This is a genomic window from Segatella intestinalis (assembly GCF_029348455.1).
Taxonomy (GTDB): domain Bacteria; phylum Bacteroidota; class Bacteroidia; order Bacteroidales; family Bacteroidaceae; genus Prevotella.
Genome location: NZ_JARJVV010000013.1, coordinates 54858 through 72153, shown reverse-complemented (window position 1 = coordinate 72153; position 17296 = coordinate 54858). Strand labels below are relative to the sequence as shown.

Below are 17296 nucleotides of genomic sequence, written 5' to 3'. Positions count from 1 at the left end.
ATATATAGAGAAACTTTTAATGAGTGAAACGCTGTTTCCAAAAATCATCTTTCTACAAAGGAATCAGCGAGCTGTTGGACAACAAAGAATAATTCGTCAACAACCAGTCATACAGACACATACAGCACTCTCCATATAAGGAAGCCCCGACAAGGCTTCCTTATTTGTACGCTCGGCATGAGCATCATCTAACGGGTGCAAGTCCCTAACAAGCCCTAATAGCGGGAATTGTATAGCCAATAGCAAGGGTGTCCACTGCGAGGTGGAATCAGAAAGAAGCTGGCGGCAAACATTCGAAATAGGAATATGACAACAGAATCATGGAAGCGAATGCGACAAACGTGGGGGCGAATGCGACAAACATGGAAGCGAATGCGACAAACATGGGAGCGAAAAAAGAGAAAAAACAGCAGAAAAAGGATAGATTCTCAGAAAAAATGATTATCTTTGCAAAATGAAAGAAAAAGCCTTAACAGAGCTTTCTGCACCGCTTGAAGTAGAAGTAACGGACCTTCTCTGGGAAGATAATATAGACTGATAAAATGGCAACAGACAATAAAGACAACAAGCTCTCAATAGGAGGTGGCGATTATGCAGAAATACTGCGACAAGCTGTCGCAGTAATTGGACATGATAAGAAAGTGCTACGCTCCGTAGCACTTTCACTCCAGATTATCGCAATTTGTTGGGGCATCTGATAGAATATGTAAAACATGGCATCCAGAAGGTATACTTGCTAATCTTTAAACAGCTACAAAGATAATATTTTCTTTGAAAATAGGGCATATATCCAGGAGGAAAATATAGTTGTGCAAGTTTTATGGATGGTTCGCCTAACTATGGCATGGAAGCAATGAAGAGGGTAGAGCTATTAACCAACTATATGATGCTGGAGTTACTCATGACTTGTGCTGACAAAGAAGAAGACTTACGCAAATGCTTTTTAGAAAACCTTCACTTCCTAAAACTATCCTTTAAGTTTCACTTTCAGAGATATACCTCTGAAACCTGAAATAGCAAGTAGAATACCTGATGTTGAAATCAAAGAAATTCGCAAGCTTGTTTACTCTATGGTCGGAACCGAAATAGCAAAGAAAGGCGCTCGCGTAGATTGTAGATACTATTTAATTTAATGGCTAATAAAAAAATAACCGAAAAATAAATTTTTGTTAATAGATTTATATCAAACTGATTATCAAGAAGATGCATTTTTCTTATCATTTTATTTTTATCCGAAATACAGAAAATAAAATGATAAGAAAAAGACATCTTATTTTAGGCAATATAAGAAAAGTCGTTGTTTATACATTTCACTCTTCTTGAATGTCTATATACCTTGCAACATAGCAAATTAACCCACATTGCAGCAGAACTTATAGTAGAAAGAGCCAATGCAGAGAAAGAGCATATGGGACTGACCACTTGGGATGATGCGACAATATATACAATCGAAAAAAGCAACATGCATAGAATGATTTAACAAGGAAATTCCTCTCCTATACGTTAAATCTTTTTAAAAGTGAGGCATTTCGGCACAGATAGATTTGTTATTCGATAAATATTATGTAATTTTGCACCCCGAAAGCCCAGAAAAGGGCAATAATTACAGAAAAGTTTAGTTCGTTGGGGCTCGAAAAAGAGCTGGCACGAAGCCAGACGCCTCGCGGAAAAACCCGTTTATAAAATAAAAAATGTACGCAATCGTAGAAATTAACGGTCAGCAGTTCAAGGCAGAGGAGGGCAAGAAGCTCTTCGTACATCACATCAAGGATGTAGAAGCTGGCAAGACTGTTGAATTCGACAAGGTGCTGCTCGTTGACAAAGACGGCGCAGTGACAGTCGGTGCACCTACAGTAGAGGGTGCGAAAGTAGTAGTAGAAGTAGTGAACCCACTCGTAAAGGGTGACAAGGTCATCGTCTTCAAGATGAAGCGCCGCAAGGACTATCGCAAGAAGAACGGTCACCGTGCACAGTTCACTGAGGTAACAATCAAATCTGTAATCGCTTAAAATTAGGAGGAATTAGAAATGGCACATAAAAAAGGTGTTGGTAGTTCTAAGAACGGCCGTGAATCAGCTTCACAAAGATTAGGCGTTAAGATCTGGGGTGGTCAGTCAATCATCGCAGGTAACATCATCGTTCGCCAGCGTGGCAACAAGCACTTCCCAGGTGAGAACGTAGCTCAGGGTAAGGACGACACACTGTATGCTTTGGCAGACGGTATCGTTTACTTCCACAAGGGCCGCAAGGACAAGAGCACAGTATCTGTTCTCTCTCCAGAGGTTTACGCTGAGAAGACTAAAAAAGCTGACGCTTAATTAAAAAGTAAACAAACTATTCCAAACAAACATATGAAGCCTGTTCTCTTATCGAGAGCAGGCTTTCTGCTTTTTTAACGAAAAACACGTTTAATTCCACCCAAACATTCACTTTTTCTCGCCTTTTATTGTGCTATAAGAAATATTTTTTGTAATTTTGCCTTCAAATAGTAAATCAATTTATAAATAGTTATCTTATGCTTACACTTAAACTTATCAGCGAAGAGACTGAACGTGTAATTAAAGGTCTTGAGAAAAAGCATTTTCCTAATGCGCGCGAGGCCGTAGAGAAAGTTTTGGAGTACGACAAGATCCGTCGTGAAGCCCAGCAGAAGCTGGACACCAACAAGCAGCAGGCCAACCAGTTTGCCAAGCAGATTGGTGCTCTGATGAAGGAAGGAAAGAAAGAGGAAGCCGAAGCCGCCAAGGCACAGGTTGCCAATCTGAAAGCAGACGGCAAGGCCTTGGAGGAAATCATGGAGAAGGCTCAGCAAGATATGACCAATGTACTGCTCGAAATCCCTAACATACCTTGCGACGAGGTACCTGAGGGTAAGGATGCAGCAGACAACGTAGTGGTAAAGGAAGGCGGCGAGAAACCTAATCTGGGTCCTGACGCACTCTGCCACTGGGACTTGCTGAAGAAGTACAACCTGGTAGACTTCGACCTGGGTGTGAAGATTACCGGTGCAGGCTTCCCTGTATATATCGGCAAGATGGCCCGCTTCCAGCGCGCTTTGGAGGCATTCTTCCTCGACGAGGCACGCAAGAGCGGATACTTGGAGATACAGCCTCCTTACGTTGTCAACGAGGCTTCGGGTCTGGGTACAGGTCAGCTGCCTGACAAGGAAGGTCAGATGTATCATGCCAACCTCGACAACCTGTTCCTCATCCCTACTGCTGAGGTTCCTGTCACCAACATCTTCCGCGATGTGATCCTCGACGAGAAGGATCTGCCTATCAAGCGTTGCGCTTACTCTGCTTGTTTCCGCCGCGAGGCTGGCAGCTACGGTAAGGATGTTCGTGGTCTGAACCGTCTGCATCAGTTTGACAAGGTAGAGATTGTACGCATCGACAAGCCTGGTCACTCTTACGAGTCTTTGAAGGAAATGCTCGACCACGTAGAGGGCTTGCTCAAGAAGCTGGAGTTGCCTTATCACATCCTCCGTCTCTGCGGTGGCGATATGAGCTTCACCTCTTCTATCTGCTACGACTTCGAGACATGGAGTGCCGCCCAGCAGCGATGGTTGGAGGTTTCTTCAGTTTCCAACTTCGAGAGCTATCAGGCCAACCGTCTGCACTGCCGTTACCGCCATGCTGACGACAAGAAGATAGAGCTCTGCCACACCCTGAACGGTTCGGCTCTGGCTCTGCCACGCATCGTAGCCTCTATCCTGGAGAATAACCAGACTCCTGAGGGCATCCGCGTACCAAAGGTATTGGTACCATACTGCGGATTCGAGATGCTCGACGACAAGAACTTTGAATAAAAAGTTTCGTCATATTTCACAGACTCTCTGACCGGCAACGCTGCTGGCCAACAATATGAAGTACGAGGATAACATTGGTTGCAGAAATGCTGCCAACGTTATCCTTTTGCTTTTAAAATGAGTTGTCCCTTTCGAAAATTATTGGAGAAGTAAAGGGAAGATAGAACTTGATAAAGCTCAACAGTCGAATACAAAAACATAAATAATAACCCAAACCAACTAAAAAACCCAAAGAAACAGAATGAACAAGATTATCAGAAAAATACAATATTCCGAGAAGGTTTATCGTTTCGACGTAGAGGCGCCTCTGATCGCCAAAAGCCGTAAGGCTGGCAACTTTGTCATCATCCGAGTAGATGCCAACAGTGAGCGAATGCCACTGACCATTGCTGATGCCGACACAGAGAAAGGCACCATCACACTGGTAGTACAGAAAGTGGGACTCTCCTCCACCAAGCTCTGCAACCTGAACGAGGGAGATGAGATCCACGACGTGGTAGGCCCCTTGGGCAACCCTACCCACATAGAGAACTTCGGAACAGTGCTCTGCGCCGGAGGCGGTGTGGGCGTGGCTCCTATGTTGCCTATCATCAAAGCCCTGAAAGCTGCCGGCAACCGAGTTCTCTCGGTGATAGCCGGACGAAGCAAGGACCTTGTCATCATGGAAGATGAGGTACGCGCATCAAGCGACGAGCTGATCATCATGACCGACGACGGCAGCTATGGCGAGAAGGGTGTGGTAACTGTAGGAATGGAGAAACTCATCCAGCAGGAACACATCGACAAGGCTTTCGCCATCGGTCCTCCTATCATGATGAAATTCTGCTGTCTGCTGACACAGAAGTACAACCTGCCTACAGATGTATCGCTCAACACCATCATGGTGGACGGAACTGGTATGTGCGGTGCCTGCCGACTCACCATCGGTGGCAAGACCAAGTTTGTGTGCATCGATGGTCCTGAGTTTGACGGTGCCCTGGTAGACTGGGACGAGATGTTCAAACGCATGGGAACCTTCAAGGATGTGGAGCGCGAGGAGATGGAACACTTCGAGGAACATCTCGCCACTGTGGAAGCAGCCAAGAAGAAAGAGAGCACAGACGTAACAATGGATGTGGAGCCTACCAACGAGAGCGTGGCAGAGCTGACCAACCGTGACGCTGAATGGCGCAAGGCACTGCGTGCCTCCATGAAACCCAAGGAGCGTACAGCCATAGAGCGTGTGAAGATGCCTGAGCTCGACCCCGTATACCGTGCCACTACCCGTACTGAGGAGGTGAACATCGGTCTTACCAAGGAGATGGCTCTCACCGAGGCCAAGCGCTGCCTGGACTGTCCTAAACCTTCCTGTATGGGGGGATGCCCTGTAAACATCAACATTCCTTCGTTTGTCAAGAACATAGAGCGCGGTCAGTTCCTGGCTGCCGCCAAGGTACTGAAGAACACCTCTGCCCTGCCTGCTGTCTGCGGACGTGTATGTCCACAGGAGAAACAGTGCGAGAGCCGTTGCGTGCACCTGAAGATGAACAAGCCAGCCGTAGCCATCGGTTATCTGGAGCGCTTTGCTGCCGACTACGAGCGCCAAAGCGGAAACATATCCATCCCAGAGAAGGATCCTGCCAACGACATCAAGGTGGCTGTAGTGGGCTCGGGTCCTGCGGGTCTGAGCTTTGCTGGAGACATGGCTAAGAAGGGATTCGACGTCACTGTGTTCGAGGCACTGCACGAGATTGGCGGTGTGCTGAAATATGGTATTCCTGAGTTCCGTCTGCCCAACGCCATCGTGGATGTAGAGATAGAGAACCTGCAGAAGATGGGTGTGAAGTTTGTTGCCGACTGTATCGTGGGCAAGACCATCGGTGTGAAAGAACTGGAGAAGCAGGGCTTCAAGGGCATCTTCGTTGCTTCGGGAGCCGGTCTGCCCAACTTTATGAACATTCCTGGCGAGAATGCGCTCAACATCATGTCGTCCAACGAGTATCTCACCCGTGTCAACCTGATGGACGCTGCCAATCCTCATACAGATACCCCTATCAACTTAGGCAAGAATGTAGTTGTGGTAGGCGGAGGCAACACTGCCATGGACAGCTGCCGCACAGCCAAGCGCTTAGGTGCCAACGTAACATTGGTTTACCGTCGTTCGGAGGCAGAGATGCCGGCACGTCTGGAAGAGGTGAAGCATGCCAAGGAAGAGGGTATCACCTTCCTCACACTGCATAATCCAAAGGAGTATGAGGCCGACGAGAAGGGAGCCGTGAAGTCTGTCATCCTCGACGTGATGCAGCTTGGCGAACCTGACGCCAGTGGACGTCGCCGTCCTGAGGCTACAGGCGAGACCATCAAGCTGGAGTGCGACCAGGTGATTGTGGCAGTGGGTGTGAGTCCTAACCCTCTCGTGCCACAGAGCATCGAAGGTCTGGAGTTAGGCCGCAAAAATACCATTGCCGTCAACGAACAGATGCAGAGCTCACAGCCTGCCATCTATGCCGGCGGTGACATTGTGCGCGGTGGTGCTACTGTTATCCTCGCCATGGGTGATGGCCGCAAGGCTGCTCTCAACATGGCACAGCAGCTGAAGCCATAAGCATAACAGCAGGAAGAAAATACGACAGCTGAAACAAAAGTACGACAGCTGAAACGAAAGTACAACAACTGATAAAAGAATAAAAAAGGGCGATTGCCATTTCCTTTACGGATAATGAGCAATCGCCCTTTAACTTTTTCAACTTCCCCATTTGCGAAAGTTGAAACCTAAATTATTTCCAAGGATTCTCTGTTGGGTAAGGCAAGCTTGCAGGCTGGTTGTAAGCGATGTCCTTAATGCCCAAGAACTTGAAGGCCTCGAAGAGTGTCTTGCCTACATGAGAGAAGGCTACGGCACCATGATGAGGATAACCCTTCTGGATCAATACGTGACGATAGAAGCGACCCATCTCTGGAATAGCGAAGATACCGATACCACCGAAAGAACGTGTAGGAACATCGAGCACCTCGCCCTCAGCGATGTAAGAACGCAAGTTGCCCTCTGAGTCGCACTGCAGACGATAGAATGTGATGTCGCTGGCAGCAATGTCACCCTCCAAAGTACCACGTGTGAAGTCTGGCTTGCCACCATTCTCCAACAGACGGTTCTGGATGAGCTGATACTTGATGGCACGTGTAGAGCACATCTTGCACTGAGGTGTGTTGCCACAGTGGAAGCCCATGAAGGTATCTGTCAACTTATAGTCGTACTTGCCAACAATATCCTCATCGTAGATATACTGAGGAACAGAATTGTTGATGTCGAGCAATGTCACAGTATCATCAGAAGCACACATGCCGATGTACTCAGAAAGAGCACCATAGATGTCCACCTCGCAGGCTACAGGGATGCCACGGCTTGCCAGACGGCTGTTGACATAGCATGGCTCGAAACCAAACTGGCTTGGGAATGCAGGCCAGCACTTGTCGGCAAAAGCTACATACTGGCGAGAGCCCTTGTGATTCTCAGCCCAGTCGAGCAATGTGAGCTCAAACTGTGCCATACGACGGCTCAGGTCAGGATAGTACTTACCCTCGCCCATCTCGGCTGCCATATCCTTGCAAACGTCGTCGATACGTGGATCGTTCTCGTGCTCTTTGTAAGATACGAGCAAGTCAAGCTCTGAGTTCTCCTCTATCTCTACACCCAGTTCGTACAAGCCCTTGATAGGAGCGTTGCAAGCGAAGAAGTCCTGAGGACGTGGACCGAAGGTGATGATCTTCAAGCCCTTCAGACCGAGGATGACACGAGCTACAGGAACGAAGTCGGCAATCATCTTAGCCACTTCGGCTGCTGTACCTACTGGATACTCTGGGATATAACCCTTGAGATGACGCATACCCAGGTTGTAAGAGCAGTTGAGCATACCGCAGTAAGCATCACCACGACCATTGATCATGTCGCCATCACCTTCGGCAGCAGCAACAAACATGCAAGGACCATCAAAGTTCTTGGCAATGAGTGTCTCTGGTGTCTCAGGACCGAAGTTGCCAAGGAAGACCACCAAGGCGTTGCAGCCCTGCTCCTTTACCTCAGCAATAGCCTTGAGCATATCTTTCTCATTCTCAACTGTAGTCTGGCAGTTGAAGATTTCTCCTTTGTATTCTTTTACGATGTTTTCACGGCGCTGAGTAGAAAGCGCGATAGGGAAACAGTCACGGCTTACGGCGATAATACCCAGCTTAACCTGTGGAATGTTAGAACTTACCATAATAGTATTGTTTTTGTATATTTATAAATTAGATTTGTTTGTTTAGTACATTCAATTAGTGTTCACAAAAATACAATATTTTTTTGTACCATGCAAATGTTTTAAGATTATTTATTCAAGTTTCTTCAAATACTCAGCGCACATTTCGGCACAGCGTTCTCCGTCGACTCCTGCCGACACGATGCCTCCTGCATATCCTGCGCCTTCACCACAGGGGAAGAGTCCCTGCAGACGTACGTGCTGCAAGGTGTCGCGGTCGCGAAGAATACGGACGGGCGAAGAGGTACGGGTCTCCATGGCGATGAGCGTGGCCTCGTTGGTGAGGAAGCCATGCGCATTCTTGCCGAAGGTCTTGAAACCTTCCTGCAGACGCTTGCTCACAAAAGAGGGCATCCAGAAATGGAGCGGACTGCTGATAAGGCCAGGGGCATAACTGCTCTTGGGAAGGTCGTAGCTCAAACGGTTGTTCACAAAGTCGGCCATGCGCTGGGCTGGTGCCGTCTGCTTCATATTGCCCTGCTGCCAGCACTGCTTCTCCACGATTTGCTGGAAATGCATCATCGTGAGAGGTGAATCGGGACTCAGGACTTCCTCTTCTGACGAGGATGAGAGAGAGGCATCCGACTGTAATATAGCCTGGTGTTCCTGGACAAAAGATGCCACATCCTCAGGATGGGTCTCTACCACCATGCCCGAATTGCTCCATGCCGTACCTCGGTTGCTTGGACTCATACCGTTGACCACAAGCTGCTGAGGTCCGGTAGCGGCAGGGATGACAAATCCACCGGGACACATACAGAAACTGTACACGCCACGTCCGTCTACCTGAGTTACGAAACTGTATTCTGCGGCAGGAAGATACTTGCCTCGTCCATTCTTGTTATGATACTGTATCTGGTCGATGAGATGAGCGGGATGCTCCAGACGCACCCCCACAGCGATGCCTTTGGCCTCGATCTCAATCCTGGAGGCTGCGAGATAGCGATACACATCACGCGCACTGTGACCTGTAGCCAAGATGACTGGCCCCCGATAGGTTTCCTCGGCCCCCGTCTGCAGGTTGACAGCCTCGACACCTATCACCTTGTCGCCATCAATGATGAAGGAGGTCATCTTGGTTTGGAAATGCACCTCGCCCCCACACTGAAGGATGGTGTTGCGCATGTTTTCTATTACACGCGGCAGTTTGTCGGTTCCTATATGGGGATGGGCATCAGCCAGAATGTTGGTATTGGCTCCATGCTGGCAGAAGACATTCAGTATCTTGTCCACACTGCCGCGTTTCTTGCTGCGGGTATACAGCTTTCCATCGCTGTAGGCACCTGCTCCACCCTCACCAAAACAATAGTTGCTTTCGGCATCCACCTTCTGGGTCTTGGTAATATTGGAGAGGTCCTTCTTGCGCTCGCGTACGTCCTTGCCTCGTTCGAGCACCACAGGACGATAACCCAACTCGATAAGTCGCAGGGAAGCAAAAAGGCCGCCAGGTCCCTCGCCCACCACTACCACACAAGGGCGTGAGCTCACATCAGGATATTCGGTATGTATGTATTGGTCGTCCTGTGCAAACTCATTGATATAGGCACGCACCTTCAAATTCACGTAGATGGTACGCTGCCTGGCGTCGATGCTTCGCTTGAGCACCCTCACCTGGTTCAATGTCCGCACGTCTATTCCTTTCTCCTTGGATAGGTAACGCTTGATACCTTCCTCACTGGCTGCCTGTTCTGGCAGAATCCGGATTTGATATTCCTCTATCATTATTGTATTATTGATTGAACTTTCTATGCCTCCAACATGTCAAAAGAGCCTATGACCTCAAGGGTATCGAGGTTGTACATAGTAAACTTGCCATCCTCGAGAGTGGCAAGTGTAGGGGGATTGCCTCCCTTGGGGAAGGTGATGCTGCCCGTATTGCAGATGGCCTTACCCTCGGCATTGCGCGAGAGCTCCCAGAGATGGCTGTGACCATAGATGATGGCATCATAAGGACCCTTGGGCATGTTCTCCTTATTATATATATGACCATGGGTGAGCAGATAGCGCTTTCCGCCATCCACCAAAAGGGCATAAGTCTCCATGATGGGGAAATCGAGCAACATCTGGTCTACCTCTGCATCACAGTTGCCTCGCACTGCAATGATCTTGTCTGCCAGATTGTTGAGTCGCTCCACAATGCCCTTGGGGTCTATGCCCTCAGGTATGCGGTTGCGGGGGCCGTAGTTGATGATGTCGCCCAAGATGCACATCATGTCACACTTCTGCGCCTCGAAAAAGTCGAGAGCACGCTGCAAGGCTGGCAAACAGCCATGAATATCAGAAAATAATAGGTATTTCATCGTAGTCTATTTTTTATTTTGATTGCAAAGTTAATGATATTTTTCCAATTCTTTTTCTTTCCCCCTTATTTTTTTATCGCATCGTAGTCTTTTTTTCAGGGAAAGACTGTAAGGATGAAAGGCTACGAGGATGAAAGAGACTGAGGAAGAATGAACTGACAAGGAAGGATAAAAAGCAAAAGTCCATAGCCTAAGGGAAAAACCTTGAGCTATGGACTACTATATAAAACATCAGAATGCAACTATACTATACCAGTTCGGCATAGAGGTCGAACTCGTCGCTGGAGGTGATACGCACCTGATAGAACTGTCCCACACGCAGACGCTTGTCGGCTTTGATCAGCACCTCGGGGTCTACCTCGGGCGAGCAGAACTCGGAACGGGCAATATAGTAATCGCCTTCCTTCCTGTCGACGATGACCTTCATCTCCTGTCCTACCTTCTCTGCCTCGATCTCAGCACTGATGTCCTGCTGGAGAGCCATGAGCTGGTCGAGCCGTTTCTGCTTCACCTCCTGAGGTACATCGTCCTCATAATGATTGGCGCTGTAGGTTCCCTCTTCCTCAGAATAGGCGAAGGCACCCATACGCTCGAAGCGCGCCCAACGTACAAACTCCATCAGTTCGGCAAAATCTTCATCGGTCTCGCCAGGGAAGCCCACCATCAGTGTGGTGCGGATATGTATGCCCGGCACACGCTCCCGCAACTGCTTGATAAGCTCGATCGTCTCCTGCTTGCTGACATGGCGGCGCATACGGGTAAGCATATGGTCGCTGATATGCTGAAGGGCGATGTCAAGATAACTGCATACATTCTCCTTCTCGCGCATCACATCGAGCAAGTCCATGGGGAACTGGTTGGGATAAGCATAATGCAGACGAATCCACTTCACTCCAGGAATATCAGCCATATCACTGATCAGGTCGGTGATGTGATGCTTTCCGTCGAGGTCGATACCATAATAAGTCAGCTCCTGGGCTATGATCTGGAACTCCTTGACGCCCTCTGCCACCATATCACGAACCTCCTGAAGGATCTCCGCCTTAGGACGGCTTACATGTTTGCCGGTGATGATAGGGATGGCACAATAGGCACAATGACGGTCGCAGCCCTCGGCTATCTTGACATAAGCATAATGACGGGGAGTGGTGAGATGGCGATGACCGTCACAGGAAGGAACATCAGCCTTGCCCAACTCGCCCAACAACTGCTTGTAGTTGAACTTGCCGTAAAACTTATCGACCTCAGGAATCTCTTTCTCCAGCTCTTTCTGATAACGCTGCGAAAGACAGCCCATCACATAGAGCTTCTTCAACCGTCCCTCCTGCTTGCGCTGTACAAACTCAAGGATGGTATCGATGCTCTCCTGCTTGGCATCCTCAATAAAACCACAAGTGTTGATGACAGCTATCTCGCCCTGCGGACGCTTAGAGTCGTGCACGCAATGATAGCCGTTGGCTTCAAATTGTTTCATCAGCAATTCGCTGTCCACCAAATTCTTGGAACAGCCCATGGTGATGATGTCTATCGTATTCTTTTTCACTTTCCTTTCTTAAACAAAGAGTCTACAAACTCTACCTTGTTGAACAACTGTAGGTCTTCCATTCCCTCACCCAGACCAATGTACTTCACAGGCACCTTGAGCTGGTCGGAAATACCTATCACCACACCACCCTTGGCTGTACCATCCAGTTTGGTAATGGCAAGCGAGGTAATGTTGGTAACAGCAGAGAACTGCTTGGCCTGCTCGAAAGCATTCTGACCCGTACTGCCATCGAGAACAAGCAATACCTCATCAGGAGCCTCGGGAAGGACCTTCTTCATCACATCCTTGATCTTCTTGAGCTCATTCATCAAGCCCACCTTGTTGTGAAGACGTCCTGCCGTATCGATGATAACGACATCAGCTCCATTGGCCTTGGCACTCTGCAAGGTGTCGAAAGCCACAGAAGCAGGGTCGGAACCCATCTGCTGCTTGACAACAGGCACACCCACACGCTCGCCCCAGATAGAGATCTGCTCCACCGCAGCAGCACGGAAGGTATCGGCAGCGCCTAAATAAACTTTCTTGCCAGCCTTCTTGAACTGGTAAGCCAACTTGCCGATAGTGGTGGTCTTGCCCACACCATTGACACCTACCACCAGGATGACGTAAGGCTTGTGGTCGGCAGGAAGACTCCAGTCGGCATTGTCACCCGTATGATTCTCCTCCAACAACTTGGCTATCTCCTCGCGCAGGATTCTGTCGAGCTCAGAGGTAGACACATACTTGTCGGTAGCCACACGCTCCTCAATGCGGTGGATGATCTTCACTGTGGTGTCAACACCCACGTCGGATGTAATGAGAATCTCCTCCAAATCATCGAGGACATCATCATCGACAGTAGACTTGCCCGCTACAATGCGAGCCAACTTACCAAACACACTCTCCTTGGTCTTCTCGAGTCCCTTGTCGAGTGTTTCCTTATTCTTGCTGCTAAAAAATCCGAATAATCCCATATTTACATTATATTTGAGTGCAAAGATAGGAAAAATAATTGTATATACAAAGAATAAGGCTGCAAATCTTACGAAATGCAGCCTTACTTAAAGTATATTGATTACTTAAAATCCTAAAAATGATTAGGCTTTGAAGAAATCCTTAACAGCCTCGTTAGGTACCATCTTCTCATCGAAGCAATATGCACCTGTCTTTGGGCTCTTAACCATCTTGATAACCTTTGTATATGCGCGACCATCCATGTTACCTTCGTGGAGGGTAGCGACCGCTTTCTTTGCCATAGTCTATCTAAACTTTAAAATATTGTTATAAACTGTTGTAAGCGTGCTTACTTAATCTCCTTGTGAAGAGTCATCTTCTTCAAGATTGGATTATATTTCATCAGTTCGAGACGCTCAGGAGTATTCTTACGATTCTTTGTAGTCACGTAACGGCTTGTACCTGGCATACCACTGTTCTTATGTTCAGTGCACTCGAGGATAACCTGTACTCTATTACCTTTTGCTTTCTTTGCCATGATATTTATTCTCCTATAACTTTAATGTCCTTCCAATCTACGAAGCCCTTAGACACAGCCTGCTTCAAAGCTGCATCAAGACCAACCTTGTTAATGAGACGAAGACCAGCAGCACTGATCTTAAGGCTAATCCAGCAACCCTCTTCTACATAGTAGAATTTCTTGCTGAAAAGGTTAACGTCAAAGCTTCTCTTTGTACGATGCTTTGAGTGAGACACATTACAACCTAACTGTGCCTTCTTACCTGTAATTTGACAAATCTTAGACATTTCTATCTTTAATTTTCTAATTCGTTAATTGATACCTATTCCAAACAGGGTGCAAAATTACAAATATTTTTGGTATTTACAAAAGAATCCCTAAAAGAAAACAATCTTTTAAGGATTTTTTATACTTTTGGACTCTATAAGAGTGGTTTCACGTCGATTTTATTGACTGACACGGGGTTATGTCGAATCAAGCATAACAGTGGCAAGATTACTAAAGCCCTGTAAGGGAAAAAGCCTTAAGTTTTGTTTGGAGTTTTAAAGCTTTTGCCCTTACAGGGCGACAGGTTTGCGTCCGTAATAACCCAGGGCGTTGCCCTGGGCTAAGAACTTCTGCCCTTTCAGGGCGTGTGGGGTAAAGCTTGCGAAACAGGGCGTGCGGGGTTAAACTTGCGAAACAGGGCGTGTGGGGTTAAACTTGCGAAACTTGAGTTAGCCTTCTTTCTTTAAGTCTTCTTCGCACTCCTTGAGGAAGCTGTACATAGACTTGAGGGCAGAATTGGTGGCAATAGCGAGATTGATGTCGCGACCGTAATCCTCGGTAAGCTTGAGGGTACGCACATCGTCCTTGCTGCCATAACCAATCCAGATGGTACCAACAGGTATCTCGGCTGTACCGCCTGTAGGACCTGCCACACCGGTAGCCGAAATGGCGAAGTCTACCTTCAGTGCATCAATGGCGCCAAGCACCATTTCGCGTGCCACCTCCTCGCATACGGCAGTCTGCTCTTCCAGCACCTCGTGACTTACCTTCAGGATATTCTCTTTCACTTCGTTGGTATAAGATACGATACCACCCTTGAAGTAGTTGGAAGCACCTGGCACAGAGATGATTGCCTCAGCGATTCTACCGCCAGTGCAACTCTCTGCCGTACCCAATGTTTTCTCACTATTATAGAGCAATTCAGAAATATTCTTGCTCAAAATTTTGCTTTCAAATTCCATTTATATCAGTGTTAAGTGTTTGCTGCTATTTGAATGTCACCTTAGAGTATGCAGGCAGGTCGATGCTGGCAAAATCGCCGTCACGATACTTGAATGTACCTACGCAGGCTATCATGGCTGCATTGTCCGTGGTATAGCTGAACTTAGGAATATAAATCGTCCAGCCGAAACGCTGAGCATGATCACGGAAGGCATTGCGCAAGCCGTTGTTGGCAGAAACTCCTCCCGCCACAGCCACGTATTTGATGCCTGTCTGTTTTACTGCCATACGCAACTTCTTCATCAGGATATCCACGATGGTGTACTCGATGCTGGCTGCCAGGTCGTACTTGTTCTTCTCGACGAAGTCGGGATCCTCTGCCACCCATTTGCGCAAGCTATAGAGGAAACTGGTCTTGAAACCAGAGAAACTGTAGTCCATACCCTGTATATGAGGCTCGGCAAAGGTGAAGGCCTTAGGATTTCCCTGTCGCGCATACTTGTCGACTACAGGTCCGCCGGGATAGCCCCACTCCAACACCTTAGCACACTTGTCTATCGCCTCGCCTGCCGCGTCGTCGATGGTCTGTCCCAACACCTGCATATCATTATAGGCATTCACCTTTACTATCTGCGAGTTTCCTCCACTCACCAAGAGACAGATGAAGGGGAATGGAGGCGCACTCTGGTCGTCGTCCGACTCCTTGATGAAGTGTGCCATGACATGTCCCTGCAGATGGTTGACATCAATGAGAGGGATATTAAGCGAGCGAGCAAAACCCTTGGCAAAGCTCACACCAACAAGCAACGAACCCATCAGACCTGGTCCACGTGTGAAAGCCACGGCACTGAGGTCTTCCTTCTTTATACCTGCACGCGCTATGGCCTGATCAACAACAGGCACCACGTTCTGCTGATGTGCACGCGAAGCCAACTCGGGCACTACGCCACCATAGGCTTTGTGCACCTCCTGTGAGGCTGTGACATTGCTCAACAGCACTCCATTCTTGAGCACAGCGGCTGAGGTATCGTCGCAACTGCTCTCTATACCTAATATATATATATCCTTCATAGTTCTTTAATGTGTAAGAATCTCCACACCTGTCTCGGTCATGACGAGTGTATGCTCCCACTGAGCCGATGGCTTCTCGTCGCCAGTGATAACTTCCCATCCGTATGGGTCGTCAGCATCAATAAACACCTTCCATGTACCCATGTTGATCATAGGCTCAATGGTGAACACCATACCAGGTACCAGAAGCATGCCTGTGCCCTTGTGTCCATAGTGCAACACCTCGGGCTCCTCGTGGAACTGAAGTCCCACACCATGTCCGCAGAGATCGCGCACTACACCATATCCATATTTCTTGCAATGATTCTCGATGGCATGACCGATGTCGCCCACAAAACTGTAAGGCTTAGCCACCTCCATACCTATCTCGAGACATTCCTTTGCCACGCGTACCAACTGTTCTTTCTCGGGAGTTGTCTTTCCACCAACGATAAACATACGGCTGGCATCGGCATAATATCCGTCAACGATGGTAGTCATATCCACATTCACGATATCACCCTCCTGGAGAACATCTTCCTCCTTTGGAATGCCATGGCACACCACCTCGTTGATGCTGGTGCACACACTCTTAGGGTAGCCCTCATAGTTGAGGCAGGCAGGAATGGCATCGTGGTCCTTGCAGTACTGCATACAGATATCATCTATCTCCTGGGTGTTCATACCCGGACGAATAGCCTCTGCCACAGCGTCGAGACAACCCGTATTCACTACTCCGCTCTTGCGGATGCCTTCTATCTGTTCTGGAGTCTTGATCAACTCGCGTGTAGGAACTAACTTTCCCTTACTCTCCCAATACATGACTTGCTTGTCGAGATCGGTAAGTGGCTGACCTGGCAGGCAATGCCATCTTTTCTTTTTGATTGCCATTTTCTTGTTTTTGTTATTTTCTTATTTTGCAAATGCAAAAGTACAATCTTTTTTTTAAATTGCCCAACATTTTGCCATAAAACTTACTTTCTTGACCTTCGAAGTCATTATCGTAAGCCGGCAGTCAGAAATTTGTATATCTCATCTGTCCAGTCGGCACCATTGGCAGGACAATAGGTATTTATCCCCAACTCGCTTGCTGCCGCACAGTTGCGTGGACCATCGTCGACGAAGAGTGTCTCTTCGGGAAGGATGTGCTCCTGAGCCAACACACGACGGAAGAACATCTCGTCGGGCTTCATACAGCCCATCTCATAACTGCGATACATAGAATCGAAATAATAATCGACAGAATGGCCATCGCCAGAGAACTCCGGACTCTCAGCCCAATCCATGACATAAGGATTGGTATTGGAGAGCATAACGACACGAAAACCCTTACGACGCAACTTCTTCAGGGCATCCAACTTATAGAACGGAAGCTCTTTCATATAGCCCAGCCAACAATGCCTCACCTCATCGAAGGTAAGTTCGCGACCACACATCTCGCCCAACTTTCGGCGAAATTCCTCCTCTCCTATCTTGCCTTCTTCCAAATCGCCAAAGAAGCCTTGCTGGCGATAGGGGTCGAGTACGCGGTCTACATCAGCGACTCCTAAGTCGCTAAAACGTTTCTTGGCTTCATCGCCGTCGAGGGTAGCGATCACGCCACCGAAGTCGAAAATAATTGTCTGTATCATTTATCCTGATATGTTATTGTTGTTT

At 48.0% G+C, this 17296-nt stretch carries 17 protein-coding genes and 1 pseudogene; 6 read left to right on the top strand and 12 right to left on the bottom strand.

Annotation, left to right across the window (positions count from 1 at the left end; translation table 11 throughout):
• Positions 1-320: 320 nt before the first annotated feature.
• From P3T48_RS10000 to P3T48_RS09975, 6 genes and pseudogenes are all read left to right on the top strand, one after another.
• Positions 321-458, top strand: coding sequence for a hypothetical protein (locus P3T48_RS10000; protein ID WP_276506585.1), 138 nt, complete (start codon positions 321-323; stop codon positions 456-458).
• A gap of 899 nt (positions 459-1357) precedes the next feature.
• Positions 1358-1465 (top strand): annotated as a pseudogene (locus P3T48_RS09995) (cell filamentation protein Fic); the annotation flags it as partial.
• Between the two features lie 226 nt (positions 1466-1691).
• The gene (gene rplU, locus P3T48_RS09990) at positions 1692-2009 is read left to right on the top strand and encodes a 50S ribosomal protein L21 (protein WP_022252371.1); all 318 of its coding nucleotides are present in this window, start codon (positions 1692-1694) and stop codon (positions 2007-2009) included.
• An 18-nt stretch (positions 2010-2027) separates the two neighbouring features.
• The gene (gene rpmA, locus P3T48_RS09985; protein WP_006848684.1) at positions 2028-2318 is read left to right on the top strand and encodes a 50S ribosomal protein L27; all 291 of its coding nucleotides are present in this window, start codon (positions 2028-2030) and stop codon (positions 2316-2318) included.
• Positions 2319-2515: 197 nt separating this feature from the next.
• Positions 2516-3808, top strand: a complete 1293-nt coding sequence (serS, locus tag P3T48_RS09980; RefSeq protein ID WP_276506584.1) for a serine--tRNA ligase — start codon at positions 2516-2518, stop codon at positions 3806-3808.
• A gap of 241 nt (positions 3809-4049) precedes the next feature.
• Complete coding sequence (locus P3T48_RS09975; RefSeq protein WP_276506583.1) at positions 4050-6392, top strand: bifunctional dihydroorotate dehydrogenase B NAD binding subunit/NADPH-dependent glutamate synthase; 2343 nt, start codon at positions 4050-4052, stop codon at positions 6390-6392.
• A 172-nt stretch (positions 6393-6564) separates the two neighbouring features.
• Here the strand turns inward: P3T48_RS09975 and P3T48_RS09970 are convergent, their stop codons facing one another.
• The 12 genes from P3T48_RS09970 to P3T48_RS09915 form a co-directional block, all read right to left on the bottom strand.
• A complete protein-coding gene (locus tag P3T48_RS09970; RefSeq protein WP_276506582.1) occupies positions 6565-8043 on the bottom strand; it encodes an L-fucose/L-arabinose isomerase family protein in 1479 nt (492 codons plus the stop codon).
• Positions 8044-8154: 111 nt separating this feature from the next.
• A complete protein-coding gene (locus P3T48_RS09965) occupies positions 8155-9804 on the bottom strand; it encodes an NAD(P)/FAD-dependent oxidoreductase (RefSeq protein ID WP_276506581.1) in 1650 nt (549 codons plus the stop codon).
• A gap of 23 nt (positions 9805-9827) precedes the next feature.
• On the bottom strand, positions 9828-10382 hold the full coding sequence (gene yfcE, locus P3T48_RS09960; protein ID WP_022252366.1) for a phosphodiesterase: 555 nt from the start codon (positions 10380-10382) through the stop codon (positions 9828-9830).
• 247 nt (positions 10383-10629) lie between these two features.
• Entirely contained in the window at positions 10630-11925 is a 1296-nt protein-coding gene (gene rimO / locus P3T48_RS09955; protein ID WP_217757760.1) for a 30S ribosomal protein S12 methylthiotransferase RimO, read from the bottom strand.
• Positions 11922-12881, bottom strand: coding sequence for a signal recognition particle-docking protein FtsY (gene ftsY, locus P3T48_RS09950; protein ID WP_022252363.1), 960 nt, complete (start codon positions 12879-12881; stop codon positions 11922-11924). Before ftsY ends, rimO begins: the two co-directional genes overlap by 4 nt.
• 123 nt (positions 12882-13004) lie before the next feature.
• On the bottom strand, positions 13005-13163 hold the full coding sequence (locus P3T48_RS09945; RefSeq protein WP_022252362.1) for a DUF4295 domain-containing protein: 159 nt from the start codon (positions 13161-13163) through the stop codon (positions 13005-13007).
• Positions 13164-13210: 47 nt separating this feature from the next.
• Entirely contained in the window at positions 13211-13399 is a 189-nt protein-coding gene (rpmG, locus tag P3T48_RS09940) for a 50S ribosomal protein L33 (RefSeq protein WP_006849045.1), read from the bottom strand.
• A 5-nt stretch (positions 13400-13404) separates the two neighbouring features.
• The gene (rpmB, locus tag P3T48_RS09935; protein WP_022252361.1) at positions 13405-13668 is read right to left on the bottom strand and encodes a 50S ribosomal protein L28; all 264 of its coding nucleotides are present in this window, start codon (positions 13666-13668) and stop codon (positions 13405-13407) included.
• Positions 13669-14097: 429 nt separating this feature from the next.
• Positions 14098-14610 (bottom strand): CinA family protein, encoded by a 513-nt coding sequence (locus P3T48_RS09930; protein ID WP_022253095.1) that lies wholly within the window; start codon positions 14608-14610, stop codon positions 14098-14100.
• Positions 14611-14635: 25 nt separating this feature from the next.
• Entirely contained in the window at positions 14636-15661 is a 1026-nt protein-coding gene (gene tsaD / locus P3T48_RS09925; protein ID WP_022253096.1) for a tRNA (adenosine(37)-N6)-threonylcarbamoyltransferase complex transferase subunit TsaD, read from the bottom strand.
• Positions 15662-15667: 6 nt separating this feature from the next.
• The gene (gene map, locus P3T48_RS09920) at positions 15668-16531 is read right to left on the bottom strand and encodes a type I methionyl aminopeptidase (RefSeq protein WP_158462757.1); all 864 of its coding nucleotides are present in this window, start codon (positions 16529-16531) and stop codon (positions 15668-15670) included.
• Positions 16532-16638: 107 nt separating this feature from the next.
• Entirely contained in the window at positions 16639-17271 is a 633-nt protein-coding gene (locus P3T48_RS09915) for an HAD family hydrolase (protein WP_276506580.1), read from the bottom strand.
• Positions 17272-17296: the final 25 nt, after the last annotated feature.

What these genes read in the sequence shown, in the direction of transcription:
- P3T48_RS10000 (WP_276506585.1), top strand. Translation starts at nt 321, where the DNA reads ATGGAAGCGAATGCGACAAACGTGGGGGCGAATGCGACAAACATGGAA.
- rplU (WP_022252371.1), top strand. Translation starts at nt 1,692, where the DNA reads ATGTACGCAATCGTAGAAATTAACGGTCAGCAGTTCAAGGCAGAGGAG.
- rpmA (WP_006848684.1), top strand. Translation starts at nt 2,028, where the DNA reads ATGGCACATAAAAAAGGTGTTGGTAGTTCTAAGAACGGCCGTGAATCA.
- serS (WP_276506584.1), top strand. Translation starts at nt 2,516, where the DNA reads ATGCTTACACTTAAACTTATCAGCGAAGAGACTGAACGTGTAATTAAA.
- P3T48_RS09975 (WP_276506583.1), top strand. Translation starts at nt 4,050, where the DNA reads ATGAACAAGATTATCAGAAAAATACAATATTCCGAGAAGGTTTATCGT.
- P3T48_RS09970 (WP_276506582.1), bottom strand. Translation starts at nt 8,043, where the DNA reads ATGGTAAGTTCTAACATTCCACAGGTTAAGCTGGGTATTATCGCCGTA.
- P3T48_RS09965 (WP_276506581.1), bottom strand. Translation starts at nt 9,804, where the DNA reads ATGATAGAGGAATATCAAATCCGGATTCTGCCAGAACAGGCAGCCAGT.
- yfcE (WP_022252366.1), bottom strand. Translation starts at nt 10,382, where the DNA reads ATGAAATACCTATTATTTTCTGATATTCATGGCTGTTTGCCAGCCTTG.
- ftsY (WP_022252363.1), bottom strand. Translation starts at nt 12,881, where the DNA reads ATGGGATTATTCGGATTTTTTAGCAGCAAGAATAAGGAAACACTCGAC.
- P3T48_RS09945 (WP_022252362.1), bottom strand. Translation starts at nt 13,163, where the DNA reads ATGGCAAAGAAAGCGGTCGCTACCCTCCACGAAGGTAACATGGATGGT.
- rpmG (WP_006849045.1), bottom strand. Translation starts at nt 13,399, where the DNA reads ATGGCAAAGAAAGCAAAAGGTAATAGAGTACAGGTTATCCTCGAGTGC.
- rpmB (WP_022252361.1), bottom strand. Translation starts at nt 13,668, where the DNA reads ATGTCTAAGATTTGTCAAATTACAGGTAAGAAGGCACAGTTAGGTTGT.
- P3T48_RS09930 (WP_022253095.1), bottom strand. Translation starts at nt 14,610, where the DNA reads ATGGAATTTGAAAGCAAAATTTTGAGCAAGAATATTTCTGAATTGCTC.
- tsaD (WP_022253096.1), bottom strand. Translation starts at nt 15,661, where the DNA reads ATGAAGGATATATATATATTAGGTATAGAGAGCAGTTGCGACGATACC.
- map (WP_158462757.1), bottom strand. Translation starts at nt 16,531, where the DNA reads ATGGCAATCAAAAAGAAAAGATGGCATTGCCTGCCAGGTCAGCCACTT.
- P3T48_RS09915 (WP_276506580.1), bottom strand. Translation starts at nt 17,271, where the DNA reads ATGATACAGACAATTATTTTCGACTTCGGTGGCGTGATCGCTACCCTC.